Genomic DNA, 17048 nt, shown 5'->3' on the forward strand with positions numbered 1-17048 from the left:
AAAATAAATTATAAAAAAGTGGGGAGAGCAGGATTCGAACCTACGTAGCCGAAGCAGCTGAGTTACAGTCAGCCCCATTTGACCGCTCTGGTATCTCCCCAGTATTTTTTTATAAATTGAGCCTCCAGAGGGATTCGAACCCACGACCCCGAGATTACAAATCACGTGCTCTGGCCAACTGAGCTATGGAGGCATTTATTTTTTTAAGAAAGATCGTTACTCTTGCATTCTAGTTACTTCCTTTTTGCGAGTGCAAATATGATAATTTTTTTTTGAATCTTGCAAATATTTTTTAAAATATTTTTCCGACATCTTCTAAACTTTTAGTTTATACAAAGTAGGTTTCAAATTAAAGATCATATTGCTGCATCGCGGTTGTTTCCGTTTTGCGAGTGCAAATATGAGACTCTTTTTTGAAACCTACAAGTCTTTTTTTACAAAAAAATGTATTTTTTTTCTAAGCTAATTCTTTTTTCTTGATTAGCAGTTTCTTAGCTGTCTCCACAGCATCATCTAAACTTTCTTCAAAACTGGCACAAGTTTTCTTTACAACTATATCATTCCCCGGAATCTTCACAACAAGTTCCGTCGTTTTATTTTCTTTTTCTGATGTATTTTCTACTTTAAGGTAAACCGCTGCTTCTACAATTTTGTCATAAAAAGTTTCAAGCTTGGCTAATTTTTTTTCAATTCTTTCTTTTAAAGGTTCGTGAGGTGTTACACCTACAGTCTGAATTGTAATCTTCATAACGTCTGATTTTAATGGTTAAACAATTAAATAGTAAATTTTACTCCATATCGTTTTGTTTATTCTTAGTTTCTCTTGGGTGTGCATTTTTATAAACCTCTTTCAGCTTTTCTATATTCGCACTTGTATATACTTGTGTACTTGCTAAACTGGCGTGTCCTAATATTTTTTGAACTTTGGATATTTCTGCACCTTGGTTCAAAACGTGGGTAGCAAAAGTATGTCTCAGAATATGCGGGCTTCTTTTCTGCTTAGAAGTAACTACACTAAAGTACTTATTAACGACCAAATACACAAACTTTTCTCCGAGTTTTTTTCCATTTTTATTAACGAAAAAATAATGCTCATTTTCCTTATTTGCATTACGGATATTGAGATATAATTGAAAGTCTGCAAGCAATTCATCCGCGATAGGAATGATTCTCGCTTTGTTTCCTTTACCAATAACCAATATTTCTTTTTTTGAGAAGTCCACATTCTCCAGCAAGAGACCACACAACTCTGCTTTTCTGATTCCGGTTTGATATAAGGTTTCTATAATCAGCTTATCAAGAAGCGTCATACTGCCCTTCTCTTCTACTTCTGTTTTCATTTGCCCCATTTCTTCTACAGAGAACGGAATTCGTTTTTCTGCATAGAACTTGAGAGAATCGATGGTTTCCATAGGAGAAACCTTTATTTCCTCCAAACGAAGCATAAAAACATAGAAACTACGGAGCGATGACAACTTTCGATTAATACTCCTTTTGCTTAATCCAGAGTTACTCAAATCCACAATAAAATTTTTAATTACTTTCTTGTGTATGTGAACAATATCTTCCGAAGCTTCTGTCTTCAAAACAAAGGCCGAAAAATCTGACAAATCTTTTTTGTAGTTGGTCAATGTATGTGGAGAATATCTTTTTTCCACTGTTATGTAGTCCAGAAATCTTTCTATCATAAGTCTATAAATGCAAAATCACTTCCAAATATAGAAATTCGGAAGTGATTTTTATTATGTTTTGCTAAAAAAGAGCTTAAGCTTGCTCTTCTTTGCTCAAGTTTCTTTGCTTGTGAGCTGCTTTTAGTTTAGCTTGTCTCAAAGTTACAGAAGGCTTAATAAATTGTTGTCTAGATCTAAGTTCTCTTACAACTCTAGTTTTATCAAATTTTCTTTTGTACTTTTTTAAAGCTCTGTCGATAGACTCTCCGTCTTTTACTGGTATTATTAACATAATTTACATCTCATTTTGAGGTGCAAAAATATAAATAATTTATTAACCTACAAATTTTTATGTCTATATTTTAAAAATTTATATTGAATATGATTTAACGCAAAGTCCGCAAAGACACTTCGACAAGCTCAGCATAAACTTCAACTCATTAAAGTTGCATAATTTATAAAGGTAGTTTGTCATTGTGTAGGAATCTCAGCGGTTTAGATTCCTACGGAATAATAAAGTTGTGTTTTGATAGTGGCTTTTGATTTGGACGACAAAATCCCTAGCCCCGATAGTAACGGCATCCTTTTTTGTCATTGTGCTGAGTAATTTCTAAAGATTGCTTCACTTCGTTCACAATGACAAAAAAGATATAGTGGATAGCGGGATTAAGCTCCTAAAAAAATCTTTAATCAAATAAAAACTCCCGAATAAATCGGGAGTTAGTTAGTTTTATGCTTTGATGTACAATGCGTTTTTGATTTCTTCTTTTACCTTGTCCACTTTCGGGAACCATTCTGCAAATAATGGTGCTGAATATGGTGCCGAAGCATCTGGTGTAGTGATTCTCTTGATTGGCGCATCCAAATAGTCGAACGCTTTTTGCTGAACCATATAAGTAATCTCTGTAGAAATAGAAGCGAATGGCCAAGATTCTTCCAAAATTACCAATCTGTTGGTTTTCTTCACAGACTCCAGGATTGTATCGTAATCCAAAGGACGGATGGTTCTAAGGTCGATAACTTCTACAGAAATCCCTTCTTTTTCCAAATCCTCAGCCGCTTGTAAAGCCACTTTCATAATCTTTCCGAAAGAAACTAAAGTCACATCTTTTCCTTCTTTCTTGATGTCTGCTTTCCCGATTGGAATATAATATTCTTCTTCCGGAATTTCCATTTTGTCGCCATACATCTGCTCAGACTCCATAAAAATAACTGGGTCGTTATCTTGGATCGCTGATTTCAAAAGTCCTTTCGCATCATAAGGATTGGAAGGAACAATTACTTTAAGACCTGGGCAGTTCGCATACCAGCTTTCGAAAGCCTGAGAGTGCGTTGCTCCCAATTGTCCTGCAGAACCTGTTGGCCCACGGAAAACAATTGGACAGTTCCATTGTCCACCGCTCATCTGATAGATTTTTGCCGCGTTGTTGATAATCTGATCAATCGCAACCATCGAGAAATTGAAAGTCATAAATTCTACAATCGGACGATTCCCGTTCATTGCAGCTCCTACAGAAATACCTGTAAAACCAAGTTCTGCAATAGGCGCATCTATGATTCTTTTTTCTCCAAATTCGTCTAACATTCCTTTCGAAGCTTTGTAAGCTCCGTTGTATTCTGCAACTTCTTCTCCTACAAGAAAAATGGATTCGTCTTTACGCATTTCTTCGCTCATAGCCTGAGCAATTACTTCACGAAATGTATGTTCTTTCATTTGATATAAAGATTATGAAAATGTTCTTTGTTTAAAATTTCGAACTACAAAAGTATTAATTTTTTTATTATCTGCATAACAAAAAAGGCTCCCAAATGGGAGCCTGCGATTTATCATAATTTTCAGTTAGTCAGCTTTAAGCCAAGTCTGATCTCTACCTAATAAAGAAATACCTAAATAACCTCTTACATTCAATTTATCTCCATCTCTTGTAATTGTACATTTATAGGTTTTTCCTTTTTTAGGATCAGTAATTGTCCCTCCAGTAAACTCATTGCCATCTTTTGAAAGGCCTCTGATAATCTCCAAGCCAACCAAAGGCTTATTTTTACGATCATCTTTACAAGCTACACAGTTGGCATTTTCTGGCTTAATTAACAACTGAGATATCTTTCCGTAATATTTACCGTCTGATTTTTTCCAGATTTCTACAATAGATTTGGCTTTTCCTGTTTCGTCATCGATGGTTTTCCATTTTCCTTCGATTTGAGCAAATGATAGAACTCCGATAAATGATAAGGCAAATGCTAAAATTAACTTTTTCATTGTCTTTATTTTAAGTTGTTTGTTGTTTGATTATGTTAAATTGTTAACGTTAAATTAATATTGTTAAAAATATAAATTAATTTTAAACAAACAAGAATTATTTGCTATCCGAAGCATAAATAAAGAGTTCTGGCAGAATTTTAAAAACTTAAACAATGATACTACCTGAGTTTCCGGTTAATTACTCTATCCATATAATCCTGATACCAGGCTTTGGTTTTTTCAATCCCGAGTTTTTGCTCTGCGTTCAAATTATTTTTAATAAGATTCTTTAATAATCCTAAATCTGTTTTGTCATAAATTCCTGTCATATCTTTCCCATTGAAGATATAAATGTAATTTCCAATAATCAGTTGCTCTTGAATAGAATCTGAATTGACAATCATATAATTTTCATTTTGATCTGAAACCAAACTTCTTCCCCAACTTCTGATTTTTTTATTATATCCTAATAAATCTACCAATGTTGGATAAATGTCCATCTGTTGTGCAAACCTATCATCCACACCTTTCAAATTATATTTTGGGTTAGGTGAGAAAAACAATAATGGAATTGCAAATCGGTTCATTGCTTTTTGATATTCCGGATAGTAAGTTTGATTGGTGTGGTCAGCCGTTATCACAAAGATCGTGTTCTGATACCAAGGTTGTTTACTCGCCGTTTCAAAGAATTTTTTCAAAGCATAATCTGTGTATTGAATCGGAACGTGAATTTGTAGTGGTCCAGATTTGAATTTATTCTGATATTTTTCAGGAACTTTAAAAGGGTCGTGAGAAGAAGCAGAAAATAAAGTTGACATAAACGGCTGCTTTTTCCCTAAATTTTTGGCAAAATATTGAAAAAATGGTTCATCCCAAATCGCCCAGATTCCATCAAAATCGTTATCATTATTATATTCTGTTTTTCCGAAATAATGTTTGAATCCTAAAATATTTCCAAATCCCTGAAATCCCATTGAACCATTTGGCGCACCATGATAAAAACTTGTATCATAGCCCAAATCATTACAAACCGAAACAATAGATTGGATTTTTTGATTAGAATAAGGCGAACTCGTAAAAGCATCAGTCAAACTCGGGATTCCAGCTAAAACAGAACTCATTCCGTGGATAGATTGTCGACCGTTGGCAAAAGCATTAGTAAAAATCAAACTTTGATTCGCCAAACTATCCAAAAACGGTGTGTAAGAAACAAAATCTTTAATATTATTTTGCTTGTTAAACGCTCCAGAATATTCTTTCCCAAAACTTTCCATAATGAAAATTACGACGTTTGGTTTGGGTTCAACCTCGCGATTGTATAATTTGTATGGTTGAATTTCTTTATCAATAAACTTCTCATCAACAAAATGAACCAATTTAAAATTATTAGTATTCAATGTTCTGAAAAAAGAGAAAACGCTGTTCAGAACCAAATTTCCCTGTAACGGATTGCTGACGTGTTTATTTGCATCTACCAAATTAATTGGTCTTGTAGAATGTTTGAAATCACCACGGATCCCGCCGACAACTAATGTTGCAGTAATGCAAAGAATAACAATTGACGAAATAAAATAGGAAACCAATTGTTTTGGTTTTTCTTCTTGGACTTTAACTTTTTTGTAAAGGAAAATCCAGACGAAAATGATGATGACAAACCAAATAAAAACAAATGGATGTTGTAACAATGCATTCCAAAAAATCCTACCAAGATTATTTTCATTCTTACCAACTTCTATCGCCGCAGAAGTCAATCTCGCCTGACTGAATCTATAATAAATAATATCTCCAAAATTAAAAGAATAAGTAATTCCGTTTGTGATAAAATACCAATAGAACAAAAATTTCTGATAGCTTTTCTTTGTATTGATGGTAATCGGAATAATACTTAGCAGAATGAAAACCGCATTCACATAAAGAATTGCAGTCGTGTCAAACGCAGTTCCGTAATATGATAATTTAAAATATTCTGATAGCCCTTCAACTTTTATCAAATCTTTGTTAAAGACCCAAAACAAAAGTCTCGCCATCTGATAAAAGAAAAACACTAAAAAAAGCCTATAAACTAAGGTAAAAATTTCTTGCCCTCTCAAATTCTTCATTTTGCAAAATTAAACTTTTCCTTGTATTTGTTTTTCTTATTTTTGTGATATGAATTTCATCAAAAACAACCTTGCCAACGCATTTACTTTAGGGAATCTTTTCTCGGGTTGCGTTGGGATTGTTCATCTCATTTCAGGCGATTATCAAACGACAGCAATTTGCATTATTATCTCATTAGTTCTCGATTTTTTCGATGGCTTTATTGCAAGAGCTATGAATTCCAGCAGTAATCTTGGAGGACAACTCGATTCTTTGGCGGATATGGTGAGTTTCGGATTTTTGCCAGGTGTTGCGATGATGAAAATGCTAGAACCTTTCGGAAATCAATTATTTGGAATCGAATTACCTTTTGAAATCAAATATTTCGGATTTTTGATTACACTTTTTTCTTGTCTTAGATTAGCAATTTTTAATTTGGATGATGACCAAAAATATTATTTCAAAGGTTTGAATACACCAAGTAATACGATTTTGATTTTTGGGATTTACTATCTAACGCAAGTTCCATTGCCCGAAAATTTAGAATTTTTATTTGGTGAAAATTTGACTAATGTTCATTTTTTTCCTTCACTTCTATCTTTAATTTTAATAACCATATTAAGTTCTTGGCTTCCTATTTCTCCAATTAAAATGATTGCGATGAAATTCAAATCAAAACAATTAAAAGATAATTATCCAAAACTAGCTTTGTTAATAGGCGGGATTTTGATTTTATTAATATTTAAAACAGTCGGGATTCCATTAATCATTATCTATTATATTTTGATTTCATTGATATTTCAAAAACAATTGAAGTAGAAATTAGATTTTAGAAGCTAGAAATTAGAATTAGAATAACAATCACTCATCAACTATAAATAATGAATTTAAAACTATATAAACCGCTTTGTGTTTTCGATTTAGAAACAACGGGAACTAATGTCGGAAAAGACAGAATCGTGGAAATCTGCATCCTAAAAGTCAATCCGGATGCTTCCCGAGAAAGTAAAACCTGGAAAGTGAATCCAGAAATGCCAATTCCAAAAGAATCTTCGGCAATCCACGGGATTTATGATGCTGATGTTGCAGAAGCGCCAACTTTCAAAGACATTGCGCCGAAAATTATGGAAATGATTTCTGGGACGGATTTAGGAGGTTTCAATTCCAATCGCTTTGATGTCCCTCTTTTAGCGGAAGAATTGTTGCGTGCAGGTTTGGATTTTGATTTGAGTAAATTCAAATTAGTTGATGCACAAACCATTTATCACAAAATGGAACCTAGAAATCTTTCCGCCGCTTATAATTTCTACTGTCAAAAAACTTTAGAAAATGCACACTCTGCAGAAGCCGATGTTTTAGCAACTTTTGAAGTTCTGGATGCACAAGTTGGTCATTACGAAGATTTACCTAACGAAGTTGCCGGTTTAAGCGATTTTTCTTTCCATAATAGGTTTGCAGATTTGGCCGGAATGATTCATTTTAATGAAAAAGAGCAGGAGATTTTTGCGTTTGGAAAATATAAAGGTCAAGTTGTGAAAGAAGTTTTCCAAAAAGATTTGGGTTATTATGGCTGGCTTCAGAATGCTGATTTCCCGCTTTATACAAAGAAAATATTTACTAAAATCCAGTTAAAATCCCGGTTCTAATTTATTAATTAAAAAATATTATGAAAATAATCTGCATAGGAAGAAATTACGGCGAACACGCCAAAGAATTAGGAAACGAGATTCCTGAAGACCCCGTAATTTTTATGAAACCTGATACGGCAATCCTGAAAAAAGGTTCTGATTTTTATATTCCTGAATTTTCTGATGATGTTCATTATGAACTGGAAGTGGTTTTGAAAATCTCTAAAGGTGGAAAATATATCCAGAAACAAAATGCCGGAAAACATTTTGACGAAATTGGCCTTGGTATCGATTTTACAGCGAGAGATTTGCAGTCAAAACTAAAAGATAAAGGTCTACCTTGGGAACTGGCAAAAGGTTTTGATGGCTCCGCCGTTGTTTCAGATTTTGTTTCAAAAGAAAATTATGATTTACAGAATTTGAATTTCTCTTTGACGAAAAACAATGATAAAGTTCAGGATGGAAACACTAATGAAATGATTTTCAGTTTTGATGATATTATAGCTTTTGCATCACAGTATTTTACTTTGCGAGTTGGCGATTTGATTTTCACAGGAACACCAAAAGGTGTTGGAAAAGTTTCTGAAAATGATATTTTGGAAGCTTATTTGGAAAAAGAAAAATTATTTTCACTTAAAATTCAGTAGACAAAAATCAGCCAACTCATTCTATTAATGGCTAAATTTTTGCTTTAAATAAACTATAAACCTAGGATTATGAAAAAAATTATTTTACCTGTAGATTTTTCTGATAGCTCTAATAAATTGGTAGATTATGCCGTGAGTTTTGCGAAAGATGTGAACGCAGAAATTGCTTTGATTCACGTGGCTGCCTCTGATATTGGTTTTGTAATTGGCGATATGGGTTTTCAGTATTTTCCGGAAGTGGAAGAAAACGAAATCAAATACGAGCTAAAAGAGTTAAATAGACTTGAACAACAAGTGATTTCTCAAGGTGTAAACTGCACTCATATTTTGAAACAAGGCATTGCCGGAGATACCATTTTGGAATTTGCTGATGAAAAAAATGCTGATTATATCGTAGTTGGTTCGCACGGAAGAAGTGGTGTTTATGATGTTTTCATTGGAAGTCTGACAAAAGAAATTACCAAGAAATCTAAAATTCCGGTTTTGGTTGTGCCTTGTCACGATGAGGAATAATTTTTTTAGGATTCAAGAACTTAAACAAGATTAAAAATAAAAGAACCCGTCTCGTTGCAATAACAAGACGGGTTTTTTATAAATATAATCAATTTATTTAACCTTCGTTTTTGTAGATTTTTGGGTCATAATAAGGGTGCTTCCCTTCTGTAGGAGAGTGATAGTCTTTATCTTTTTGAGCTCCCAACGTTACTACCAAAATATAACACCAATAGCAGAAAAATCCTGTAGCTACTAGGAATAAAATCCAATTCAGAACATTAGCCGTAAGGTCAAAAAAACCGAAAGACCATTTGAAAGCTGCGCTTAATGCTAACCAGAAAGATGTCATCTTTTTCTTTTTTTAAATTAACTTTGCACAAATTTATAAAAAATGTTTCGATTACTTTCTAAAGAAAGCAATATTTTTTCGGTTCCGGTTTACATTGGTTTTCTGTTTTTGATATTTTTATCACTTAATCTATTAGATTTCAAATACATAGATGTATTTCCAGCGATAATTACATTTATGGGAATCAGTTTAGGGTATTTTTTATTCAATGCGATTGCGCTTAATCAATTTTCGCATCTGCCACTTTTTCTTTATACAATTTTTGTGGCATCATTTTATGATGGAACAATTGACGTGGGATTGGCATTTACATTTTTGACGAGCGCGATTATTTTATTGATTTTAACCAGCCAAAACGACCAACTCAGAAAGAGTTCTTTTATGCTGGTAGGTTCTATTTTGGCATTTAATTATCTGGTTTTTCCGGCGAGTTGGCCTTTAGGAGTTTTTGTGATTTTTCATATTATTGGAACATCAGGTAGAATTGGACTTAATATTTTCCGTTTGTTATTCGGAATTATTTTGGTTGTTTTGAGCTACTTTGGATTGATGTATTTGATTCATTACACGACTTGGGACAAAACTTATTTGCCCTTCTACGGAAAGTTTGAAATGATGGATTCTTATTATCCATTATATATTTTAATTCCGATTGCATTGATGTTGTTGTACTCTTTGTCTGACCATTTCAAGCATTACAATGAGAAAAGCCCTATCAGCAGGTACAAATATACTTTTGTACTCGTTTTTTCTCTTGCCCAGTTGATAACCATCATTTTTTATATGGGCAAAGATTATGAATATCTTCTGCTTCTGGCATTACCGTCCAGCATTATTATCAGTAGAATGCTACGTTTCTTGCCCAAATATTGGATGCAGGAATTGGGACTTTGGATAATTGTTTTTTGCTTGGCAGCGTTTAAAATCGCTAATTTTGCACAATATTAAAATGGATGAAGAATGATTCAGATAGATGATAAATTAATTTCAGAAGATGTTTTCGCAGAAAGTTTTGTCTGCAATCTTGCAAAATGTAAAGGTGTTTGCTGCGTAGATGGAGACACGGGTGCGCCTTTGGATAAGGATGAGTTGCCAATTCTTGACGAAATTTTTCCGAAAATCAAATCTTACCTAAGACCAGAAGGCGTGAAAGCTATCGAGGAACAAGGAACTTGGGTGATTGATCCTTATGATGGTGGCTATGTGACGACTTTGGTCAACGGCAGCGAATGTGCTTATGTGATTTTTGACGAAAAAGGAACCACGAAATGTGGCATCGAAAAAGCTTATGAAGATGGTGTTGTGGATTGGAAAAAACCAATTTCTTGTCATCTTTATCCAATCCGTGTGAACGATTACAAAACTTTTGTTGCTTTGAATTATCACGAATGGGAAATCTGTAATGATGCTTGTACTTTGGGAAAAGAATTACAGGTTAGAATTTATCAATTCCTGAAAGAGCCGCTCATTAGAAAATACGGAGAAGATTTTTATAAAACACTTTGTGAAGCTGCCGAAGAATGGGAAAAAGAATATAATTCTTAATTAAGATTTGAAGCTTCAAAAATCAAAAACATTCCAAGAAAAAAGGATTCAAAATTAATTTTGAATCCTTTTTTTATTTTGTTGTTAAATTCCATTATTTGAATTCGTCATCAGAAACCGGCTGATTGATTTTGATATCAGAATTTTTCACCGAGACCTGTTGTCCGGCTGCATCAATAGACATTTCTTCCACAAATTTGATTCCGTCAATATCCGCATATTTTGAAATAATCATTGTTCCTTTATCGCCTTCTGTTTTCCAAAGCAAATTGGTTTTTGCATCAAAGTAATACTTGCTGTCATCAGAAGACAAAACGATATAATCTTTTCCATCAATTTGTTTTTTCTCAACAGTCTTCATTTTTTCAGGATTCATCCCAAGTGCATCCATCAATTTTGCATCTTTCAATTTTGCAACTTGGTCAGCAGGGAAATCTATTTTTTGTCCCATTTGGTTAGCAAAACCTTTTTCACCGTCAAAAACCTGAGACATCTCCTGCCCCATCATGCTTTGCGTAGACTTGAATTTGTTATCTTTCTTAACCGTTTTACCTTCCATTTCCATTCCCATCACACTGATAGTATTTTTCATAGAAAGTGTTTTTACAGATTCTAATTTTTGTTTTCCGCCCAACGCAGTTACATAATTATCAATCACTTGCTTAGCTGTCTGAGCTGAAAGATTTGCTACTGTCGCAACAGAAAGAGCAAATGTCAAAATCAATTTTTTCATTTAATTTTTAATTTATACAACGAAGATAGTTAAATATTAAGATTATCTTTTATCATTAGTTCGTAATAGAACATTTTTGTTACAAAAAAACAACTCCATGTGCTGAAGTTGTTCTAATTCTTTTTTGCGAAGATTAATCTTTTTTCTTGATATCGTCTTTCACATCTTTATAAGTATCGCTTACTGCTTTAGCTCCTTTCTCAGCGGTTTTCCCAGTCCATTTAGCGCCATCTTTCACACCTTCAGCAGTTGCGTTAGCGCCTTTTTTAACCGTTTTCCCAGTCCATTTTGCACCTTTCTTTACACCTTTTTTCGTAGCCTTAGCTCCTTTTTTCACTGTTTTTCCAGTCCATTTTGCAGCATCTTCTACACCTTCTCCTGTAGCTTTTGCACCTTTCTCAACAGCATTTCCAACTGCCTTAGCATCTTTTTTAACTTCTTGTTTTACGGTTTGAGCGCTCATTGCTACTGCTAATAACATTACAGCTGACAATGACAAAATTCCTTTTTTCATTTTTTGAATGTTTTTAAAATTAATAGTACAATATTAGCACAAAATAAGCCAAAAAAATTCATTCATATTTTAATTTTTAAAAATAAATTTTTCCGCTCTTTTCGACGAGGAAAAATAATATTTTTGCAAAACTTATGGCAAAGGCAAATCTCAGTACAAAGAAGAAAATTCACCAAAAAAGAAAAAGCGCATTTATCAAAAAGCGTTGGATTCTTTTGATTATACTTTGTATTTCTTTGCTGGGAACAGGATATTATCTAAGACAAAAAATCAATTATTACTTCGCTTACTATCTTGGAAAGCACTTTGAACACAAAAAACTATCGAATACAGAAGCTGAAGCTGCAAGAATTGAAAAAATTACTGGACTTTATGCCAACCAGACTTTTGGTCTTGATATTTCTCATTATCAAAGAAAAGAAGATATCCAATGGGACAGCTTGAGTATTGGAAACAGAACTATTCCTCTAAAATTTGTGGTTCTGCGGGCAAGTATGGGAAACCGAAAGCTGGATAAAAACTTTGATCATTTTTGGGAAACAGCGAAACAACATCAATTGATTCGTGGTGCTTATCATTTTTATCGTCCGGATGAAGATCCTGTGATGCAGGCTAATTCTTTTCTTTCTGTTGCCAAATTGGAATCCGGCGACCTTCCTCCAATTCTTGACATTGAGAAAAATCCTAGAAAAAAGTCTAAAGAACAATTGATTTCCGACCTCAAAGTCTGGATTAAAATAATGGAAGACACGTACGGCGAAAAACCGATTATCTATACCTACTATCATTATTATAAAGACTATCTGAAAGGCGAATTCGATGATTATCCGCTTTGGTTAGCCAATTATAATGATGTTCCAACGCCTTCACCAGATGATGAATGGCAATTTTGGCAATTTTCAGAAAACGGAATTGTTTATGGAATCAATTCTAAAGTGGATTTGGATATTTATAATGGGAATCTTTGGTCATTGAAAATGTTGACGATTGATTAATTCTTTATAAATTCAATCACATCTTTACTCAACTCCTCTGCTCTTTCAACAGGAACACCGTGAGAAGCACCTTTGAAAATTTTTAGTTTAGAGTTTGGGATTTCTTTTGCAATATATTCGGTGTGAGAACGAAGAATTAAATCGTTTTCTCCAGCAACAACGAAAACTTTCGCTTTGATTTTATTGAGTTGTTCTTTGGTGATTTTTGGTTCATCAATCATCAATTGAAGTAATCTGATATCACGTTCTGGTTTGTTTTCCGCTCTCATTTTTGCAGCATCCTTTTTCATATTTTCCACTTCATTTTCACCTACTCCATTGGGGAAAACGTTGGCGCCGCTTGTGACAATTTTATTTGTATTTTTTGGATATTTGATAGCAAATTCAATCGCTGTATTTCCGCCATCACTCCAGCCAAGAATATTGATTTTTTTGAATTTCAATTCATCGGCTAAAGCTTTCACATCATCAGCAAATTTTATGTAAGTCAAAGGCTCTTTTGAAATATCTGTGCTTTTTCCTTGAGCTCGCGTATCCATTGCAATGACTTTAAAATGCTTAGAAAGCTCAGGGATTTCTTTTGAAAAAGCATCGATACTTCCTCCGTTTCCGTGAAGTAAAAATAACGGTTCGCCTTTTCCGTAAACTTCATAATAGATATCCGCATCTTTTAGATGAAGAATCTTTCCAGCTTCAGGATTTTTACCAAAGTCTATAACTTGAGCAAAAGAAATTGTAAAAACAAACAGAGCGATTAAGGCTAATATTTTTTTCATTTCAATGGGATTGATTATCAAATTTAAAAATAAATTGAATTACTTTCTCACAGTCACATCAATGTTAATCGCTGGTGCGGCCATTCCAATTTTTTGCCAAGCGCCATAAAAAGACCTGTAATATCCGGATCTGAGAAGCGCACCACTCAAAGCAACTTTCCCATTGGAATCGCCAATGAACTGAATGCCAACAAAGAATTTACCCTCCAACCAGATTTTTTCTTTTTTAAGATCCAAAGAAAATGTTGAATCCTGCAATTGATCTTTGCCAATGGTCGCAATAATATCATTATCCAAAATCAGATTATTCGGTTTGCCATCTTTTTCGTCGTAAATCGTGTAGCGAACTTTGATTGGCGTGGTAGATTCGAATCTGGAAAAATTGATATTGATTTTATTGATTTTCAACTTTTTATTAGAACTGAATTCTACCGCAGTTTCCTCCACAACAGCATTTCCTTTCTCCATATTTGGGGTAAACATTATCGATTTTGATTTACTATTTACACCCAGATTCTTCTCTTTATAATTTTTCGGAGCGATGAAAACTTCTTGGATATTAGTGACTTTTTCGTACAAATAGATATTATGGGGATTCTGTTTTACAAAATCTTCTACAGAACTTCTGAACTGTTTGTATCCGGGAACATCTACAATAACTACTTTATCCTTCGCTACATTATCAAGCTTAATTTGAAATTTCCCATCTTCACCAGCCTGAATTCCATAGCTACTATTAACGATTCCAATCTTGGCAAAAGGAATAGGTTGGTTGTCATCTTTAGAAATAACAGTTCCAGAAATAGCCTGCGCCTGAAAAGTTAGAAATGTGAATAATGCAAAGATAAAGTTGATTTTTTTCATTGAAAATAATTTTCAGCAAACTTCTGAAATTTTCAACAGGCATTATCTCAAAGAAAAGTTAAAACAACTAAAACTTTAGTTAAATTTTTCGAGAAAAATCACAGAAAATCATCTACACACAATATCTATTTTTAATTATATTTATCGAATTATTAAAAATCAAATAATGAAAAATAATTTACTTTTTCTATTTCTAACCTGCGTTTGTTTTACAAAACTTTATTCGCAATCGGAGCAATTTTCGAAAATCAAAATCCCTTACTCTTCTCAACAAGAATTTCAAAAAATATTGGAAATCGCTGAGTTGGATCATTTTAAAGGAAAAAAAGGTCATTTTGTAGAGACCATTGTTTCCAGCGAAATTCTTGAAAAATTGAAATCAGAAAAATTTCAAGTCAAAATTTTGGATGAAAACGTCATCGAAACTTTTCACAAAAAATATCTTGAAGAAAAAAATACATCATTCAAAAATTTTACTCCAGCTTGCAACGGTACCTATTCTGACCCTGTGAATTACAGAACTGGAAGTATGGCAGGTTTTCTTAATTATAATGAAGTTTTTCAGGATTTGACGAAAATGCATACGCTGTATCCCAATCTCATAACGGACAAAGCACCAATCAGTACTTTCAAGACCGCGGAAAACAGAGATATTTTCTTAGTAAAACTTAGCAATAATCAAATCAATACTCCAAAAAAGAAATTGCTTTTCACCGCACTTCACCACGCAAGAGAAGCCGGATCTATGCAACAATTGATTTACTTTATGTGGTATCTTTTGGAAAATTACGCTTCCGATCCTGAAATAAAAACGATTCTAGACAAGACGGAACTCTACATAGTTCCAATTGTAAATCCAGACGGATTTTTCTACAACTGGAACACAAATCCGAACGGTGGCGGAATGTGGAGAAAAAACAGAAGAAACAATGGAGGTTCTTTTGGTGTTGACAACAACAGAAATTATGATGCAAGATGGGGAACAACGGGAATTTCTACAAATCCAACTTCTGATACCTACTGTGGTCCAGCTCCTTTTTCCGAACCAGAAAACCAAGCTATAAAATGGCTTTGCGAACAGAATCAGTTTATTGTTGCCATCAACAATCATACTTTTTCTGGTTTGATGCTTTTCCCTTATGGTTTTGATTATGACCAACCAACGCCAGATCACGATATATTTACCATACTTGGCGATGAGATGGTAAAGAAAAGTGGCTATATCAATCAACTTTCTTCCGCGCTATATCCCACATCCGGATCATCTGACGATTGGATGTATGATCCTACTCCTCAAAAACCAAAAATATTTGCCTACACACCGGAAAATGGATTTAGTTTTTGGGATACGCCTTCTCAAGTGAGCATCAACAATAGAGGAATGTTATTTTCAAATCTTTCTATTTTGAAATCTTTGTACAATTATTATACTATCGAGGACAAAAGTAATTACAACATTTCTGGGCAGACTTTCACAATTGATATTTCTGCAAGAAAAATAGGACTCGGAACCGGCACATCTGCAGTGACATTGGTAAGTAATACACCGGGAATTAATATTACCAATGCCAATTCCAACATCCCAGATTCCGCACAAGGCTCTTCTACTAACTTATCTTTTTCTGGAAACATCACAGAATCTCCAAATGTTGGAGATCTGGTTTCTTTTAGTTTGAAAATTGACAATGGCGATTTTGTTCAAACCATTCCTATTTCAAAAATATTCGGGACTTCTAAAGTTTTATTAAATGACGAAGGAAACACAATGGACAATTGGAATAAAACAGGAAGTTGGGGAATTACCAATGCGGCATCTTCTTCGTCTCCAAGTTCTATCACAGACAGTCCAAATGGTAATTATGCCAATGGTTCTCAGACCTCTATCACATCAAAAAATTCTTACAATTTGACTAATGTAAAAGCTGCCTGGATCAGTTTCAAAACCAAATGGAACATAGAAAACGGATACGACTCCGCAATTTTTGAAGTTTCGGACAATGGCGGAAGCACTTGGCAAACGCAATGTGGAGAATTCACAAATCTTGGATCAGCCGATCAACTCATTAACCAACCTCTTTATGATGGAAAATCTGAAGGTTGGAAATTTGAAAAAATATCGCTTTCCAACTATATTGGAAAAAATATTAAGATTCGTTTTCGCCTGATTGCAGATCAAGCTGTTACAGAAGACGGAATCTATCTGGATGACATAAAGCTTGAAGTTATCGAGAATTTTTTAAATGTGAATGAAACTGATAAAAAAAGTATAAGCATCTATCCAAATCCTGTAAAATCTGTGCTTAGCATCATTTCATCAGAGAACAAAAAAAGTTTTGAAATATATGCTTTGGATGGTAAACTGCTGAAAACTGGAAAAATAAATTCAAATAAAATTGATGTTTCAAACCTGAATTCTGGAGAATATCTCCTCAAGCTAGATAATGAGAAAGTCATCAAATTCATCAAAAAATAATAGATAAAGCGATTCCCAAACGAATCGCTTTTTTATTT

At 33.7% G+C, this 17048-nt stretch carries 19 protein-coding genes and 2 tRNA genes; 8 read left to right on the plus strand and 13 right to left on the minus strand.

The features are described from left to right. Positions 1-19 precede the first annotated feature (19 nt). From BUR19_RS16835 to BUR19_RS16870, 8 genes are all read right to left on the minus strand, one after another. Positions 20-100, minus strand: a tRNA-Tyr gene (locus BUR19_RS16835). Between the two features lie 19 nt (positions 101-119). Further along, positions 120-193: transfer RNA gene (locus tag BUR19_RS16840), tRNA-Thr, on the minus strand. A 264-nt stretch (positions 194-457) separates the two neighbouring features. Further along, the gene (gene hpf / locus BUR19_RS16845; RefSeq protein WP_074236639.1) at positions 458-748 is read right to left on the minus strand and encodes a ribosome hibernation-promoting factor, HPF/YfiA family; all 291 of its coding nucleotides are present in this window, start codon (positions 746-748) and stop codon (positions 458-460) included. Between the two features lie 40 nt (positions 749-788). Beyond that, positions 789-1688, minus strand: coding sequence for a tyrosine-type recombinase/integrase (locus BUR19_RS16850; RefSeq protein WP_074236640.1), 900 nt, complete (start codon positions 1686-1688; stop codon positions 789-791). Between the two features lie 76 nt (positions 1689-1764). Next, complete coding sequence (rpsU, locus tag BUR19_RS16855; RefSeq protein ID WP_027384137.1) at positions 1765-1962, minus strand: 30S ribosomal protein S21; 198 nt, start codon at positions 1960-1962, stop codon at positions 1765-1767. A 438-nt stretch (positions 1963-2400) separates the two neighbouring features. Further along, positions 2401-3384 (minus strand): pyruvate dehydrogenase complex E1 component subunit beta, encoded by a 984-nt coding sequence (locus tag BUR19_RS16860; protein WP_074236641.1) that lies wholly within the window; start codon positions 3382-3384, stop codon positions 2401-2403. A 126-nt stretch (positions 3385-3510) separates the two neighbouring features. Continuing rightward, complete coding sequence (locus tag BUR19_RS16865; protein ID WP_074236642.1) at positions 3511-3930, minus strand: DUF2147 domain-containing protein; 420 nt, start codon at positions 3928-3930, stop codon at positions 3511-3513. 161 nt (positions 3931-4091) lie between these two features. Continuing rightward, positions 4092-6011, minus strand: coding sequence for an LTA synthase family protein (locus BUR19_RS16870; protein WP_074236643.1), 1920 nt, complete (start codon positions 6009-6011; stop codon positions 4092-4094). A 49-nt stretch (positions 6012-6060) separates the two neighbouring features. Here BUR19_RS16870 and BUR19_RS16875 point away from each other — a divergent pair, with 49 nt between their 5' ends. The 4 genes from BUR19_RS16875 to BUR19_RS16890 all read left to right on the plus strand — a co-directional run bounded on the left by BUR19_RS16875 (position 6061) and on the right by BUR19_RS16890 (position 8779). Beyond that, positions 6061-6810 carry a CDP-alcohol phosphatidyltransferase family protein gene (locus BUR19_RS16875; RefSeq protein WP_074236644.1) on the plus strand — a complete coding sequence of 250 codons (750 nt, stop codon included), beginning with the start codon at positions 6061-6063 and terminating at the stop codon, positions 6808-6810. A 62-nt stretch (positions 6811-6872) separates the two neighbouring features. Further along, a complete protein-coding gene (locus tag BUR19_RS16880; RefSeq protein WP_074236645.1) occupies positions 6873-7637 on the plus strand; it encodes a 3'-5' exonuclease in 765 nt (254 codons plus the stop codon). Positions 7638-7657: 20 nt separating this feature from the next. Continuing rightward, on the plus strand, positions 7658-8266 hold the full coding sequence (locus tag BUR19_RS16885) for a fumarylacetoacetate hydrolase family protein (protein WP_074236646.1): 609 nt from the start codon (positions 7658-7660) through the stop codon (positions 8264-8266). Between the two features lie 69 nt (positions 8267-8335). Then, complete coding sequence (locus BUR19_RS16890) at positions 8336-8779, plus strand: universal stress protein (protein ID WP_074236647.1); 444 nt, start codon at positions 8336-8338, stop codon at positions 8777-8779. 97 nt (positions 8780-8876) lie between these two features. Here the strand turns inward: BUR19_RS16890 and BUR19_RS16895 are convergent, their stop codons facing one another. After that, positions 8877-9110 carry a hypothetical protein gene (locus BUR19_RS16895; protein ID WP_074236648.1) on the minus strand — a complete coding sequence of 78 codons (234 nt, stop codon included), beginning with the start codon at positions 9108-9110 and terminating at the stop codon, positions 8877-8879. A gap of 42 nt (positions 9111-9152) precedes the next feature. On the opposite strand from BUR19_RS16895, the gene BUR19_RS16900 reads away from it, so the two are divergent. Further along, on the plus strand, positions 9153-10058 hold the full coding sequence (locus tag BUR19_RS16900; protein ID WP_074236649.1) for a DUF6427 family protein: 906 nt from the start codon (positions 9153-9155) through the stop codon (positions 10056-10058). A 12-nt stretch (positions 10059-10070) separates the two neighbouring features. Beyond that, positions 10071-10655 (plus strand): DUF3109 family protein, encoded by a 585-nt coding sequence (locus BUR19_RS16905; RefSeq protein ID WP_074236650.1) that lies wholly within the window; start codon positions 10071-10073, stop codon positions 10653-10655. Positions 10656-10749: 94 nt separating this feature from the next. Here the strand turns inward: BUR19_RS16905 and BUR19_RS16910 are convergent, their stop codons facing one another. Continuing rightward, positions 10750-11388 (minus strand): LolA family protein, encoded by a 639-nt coding sequence (locus BUR19_RS16910; RefSeq protein ID WP_074236651.1) that lies wholly within the window; start codon positions 11386-11388, stop codon positions 10750-10752. A gap of 133 nt (positions 11389-11521) precedes the next feature. Continuing rightward, entirely contained in the window at positions 11522-11902 is a 381-nt protein-coding gene (locus tag BUR19_RS16915; RefSeq protein WP_074236653.1) for a hypothetical protein, read from the minus strand. A gap of 134 nt (positions 11903-12036) precedes the next feature. Here BUR19_RS16915 and BUR19_RS16920 point away from each other — a divergent pair, with 134 nt between their 5' ends. After that, the gene (locus BUR19_RS16920; protein WP_074236654.1) at positions 12037-12897 is read left to right on the plus strand and encodes a GH25 family lysozyme; all 861 of its coding nucleotides are present in this window, start codon (positions 12037-12039) and stop codon (positions 12895-12897) included. Here BUR19_RS16920 and BUR19_RS16925 read toward each other — a convergent pair. After that, positions 12894-13673, minus strand: a complete 780-nt coding sequence (locus BUR19_RS16925) for an alpha/beta fold hydrolase (RefSeq protein WP_083600813.1) — start codon at positions 13671-13673, stop codon at positions 12894-12896. The genes BUR19_RS16920 and BUR19_RS16925 overlap by 4 nt on opposite strands. Before the next feature lie 39 nt (positions 13674-13712). Continuing rightward, entirely contained in the window at positions 13713-14537 is an 825-nt protein-coding gene (locus BUR19_RS16930; protein ID WP_074236656.1) for a carboxypeptidase-like regulatory domain-containing protein, read from the minus strand. A 166-nt stretch (positions 14538-14703) separates the two neighbouring features. On the opposite strand from BUR19_RS16930, the gene BUR19_RS16935 reads away from it, so the two are divergent. Next, positions 14704-17010, plus strand: a complete 2307-nt coding sequence (locus BUR19_RS16935; RefSeq protein ID WP_074236658.1) for a M14 family zinc carboxypeptidase — start codon at positions 14704-14706, stop codon at positions 17008-17010. Positions 17011-17048: the final 38 nt, after the last annotated feature.

The organism is Epilithonimonas zeae (genome assembly GCF_900141765.1).
Taxonomy (GTDB): domain Bacteria; phylum Bacteroidota; class Bacteroidia; order Flavobacteriales; family Weeksellaceae; genus Epilithonimonas; species Epilithonimonas zeae.

Coding starts and splice junctions, on each gene's coding strand:
- hpf (WP_074236639.1), bottom strand. CDS start 748: ATGAAGATTACAATTCAGACTGTAGGTGTAACACCTCACGAACCTTTA.
- BUR19_RS16850 (WP_074236640.1), bottom strand. CDS start 1,688: ATGATAGAAAGATTTCTGGACTACATAACAGTGGAAAAAAGATATTCT.
- rpsU (WP_027384137.1), bottom strand. CDS start 1,962: ATGTTAATAATACCAGTAAAAGACGGAGAGTCTATCGACAGAGCTTTA.
- BUR19_RS16860 (WP_074236641.1), bottom strand. CDS start 3,384: ATGAAAGAACATACATTTCGTGAAGTAATTGCTCAGGCTATGAGCGAA.
- BUR19_RS16865 (WP_074236642.1), bottom strand. CDS start 3,930: ATGAAAAAGTTAATTTTAGCATTTGCCTTATCATTTATCGGAGTTCTA.
- BUR19_RS16870 (WP_074236643.1), bottom strand. CDS start 6,011: ATGAAGAATTTGAGAGGGCAAGAAATTTTTACCTTAGTTTATAGGCTT.
- BUR19_RS16875 (WP_074236644.1), top strand. CDS start 6,061: ATGAATTTCATCAAAAACAACCTTGCCAACGCATTTACTTTAGGGAAT.
- BUR19_RS16880 (WP_074236645.1), top strand. CDS start 6,873: ATGAATTTAAAACTATATAAACCGCTTTGTGTTTTCGATTTAGAAACA.
- BUR19_RS16885 (WP_074236646.1), top strand. CDS start 7,658: ATGAAAATAATCTGCATAGGAAGAAATTACGGCGAACACGCCAAAGAA.
- BUR19_RS16890 (WP_074236647.1), top strand. CDS start 8,336: ATGAAAAAAATTATTTTACCTGTAGATTTTTCTGATAGCTCTAATAAA.
- BUR19_RS16895 (WP_074236648.1), bottom strand. CDS start 9,110: ATGACATCTTTCTGGTTAGCATTAAGCGCAGCTTTCAAATGGTCTTTC.
- BUR19_RS16900 (WP_074236649.1), top strand. CDS start 9,153: ATGTTTCGATTACTTTCTAAAGAAAGCAATATTTTTTCGGTTCCGGTT.
- BUR19_RS16905 (WP_074236650.1), top strand. CDS start 10,071: ATGATTCAGATAGATGATAAATTAATTTCAGAAGATGTTTTCGCAGAA.
- BUR19_RS16910 (WP_074236651.1), bottom strand. CDS start 11,388: ATGAAAAAATTGATTTTGACATTTGCTCTTTCTGTTGCGACAGTAGCA.
- BUR19_RS16915 (WP_074236653.1), bottom strand. CDS start 11,902: ATGAAAAAAGGAATTTTGTCATTGTCAGCTGTAATGTTATTAGCAGTA.
- BUR19_RS16920 (WP_074236654.1), top strand. CDS start 12,037: ATGGCAAAGGCAAATCTCAGTACAAAGAAGAAAATTCACCAAAAAAGA.
- BUR19_RS16925 (WP_083600813.1), bottom strand. CDS start 13,673: ATGAAAAAAATATTAGCCTTAATCGCTCTGTTTGTTTTTACAATTTCT.
- BUR19_RS16930 (WP_074236656.1), bottom strand. CDS start 14,537: ATGAAAAAAATCAACTTTATCTTTGCATTATTCACATTTCTAACTTTT.
- BUR19_RS16935 (WP_074236658.1), top strand. CDS start 14,704: ATGAAAAATAATTTACTTTTTCTATTTCTAACCTGCGTTTGTTTTACA.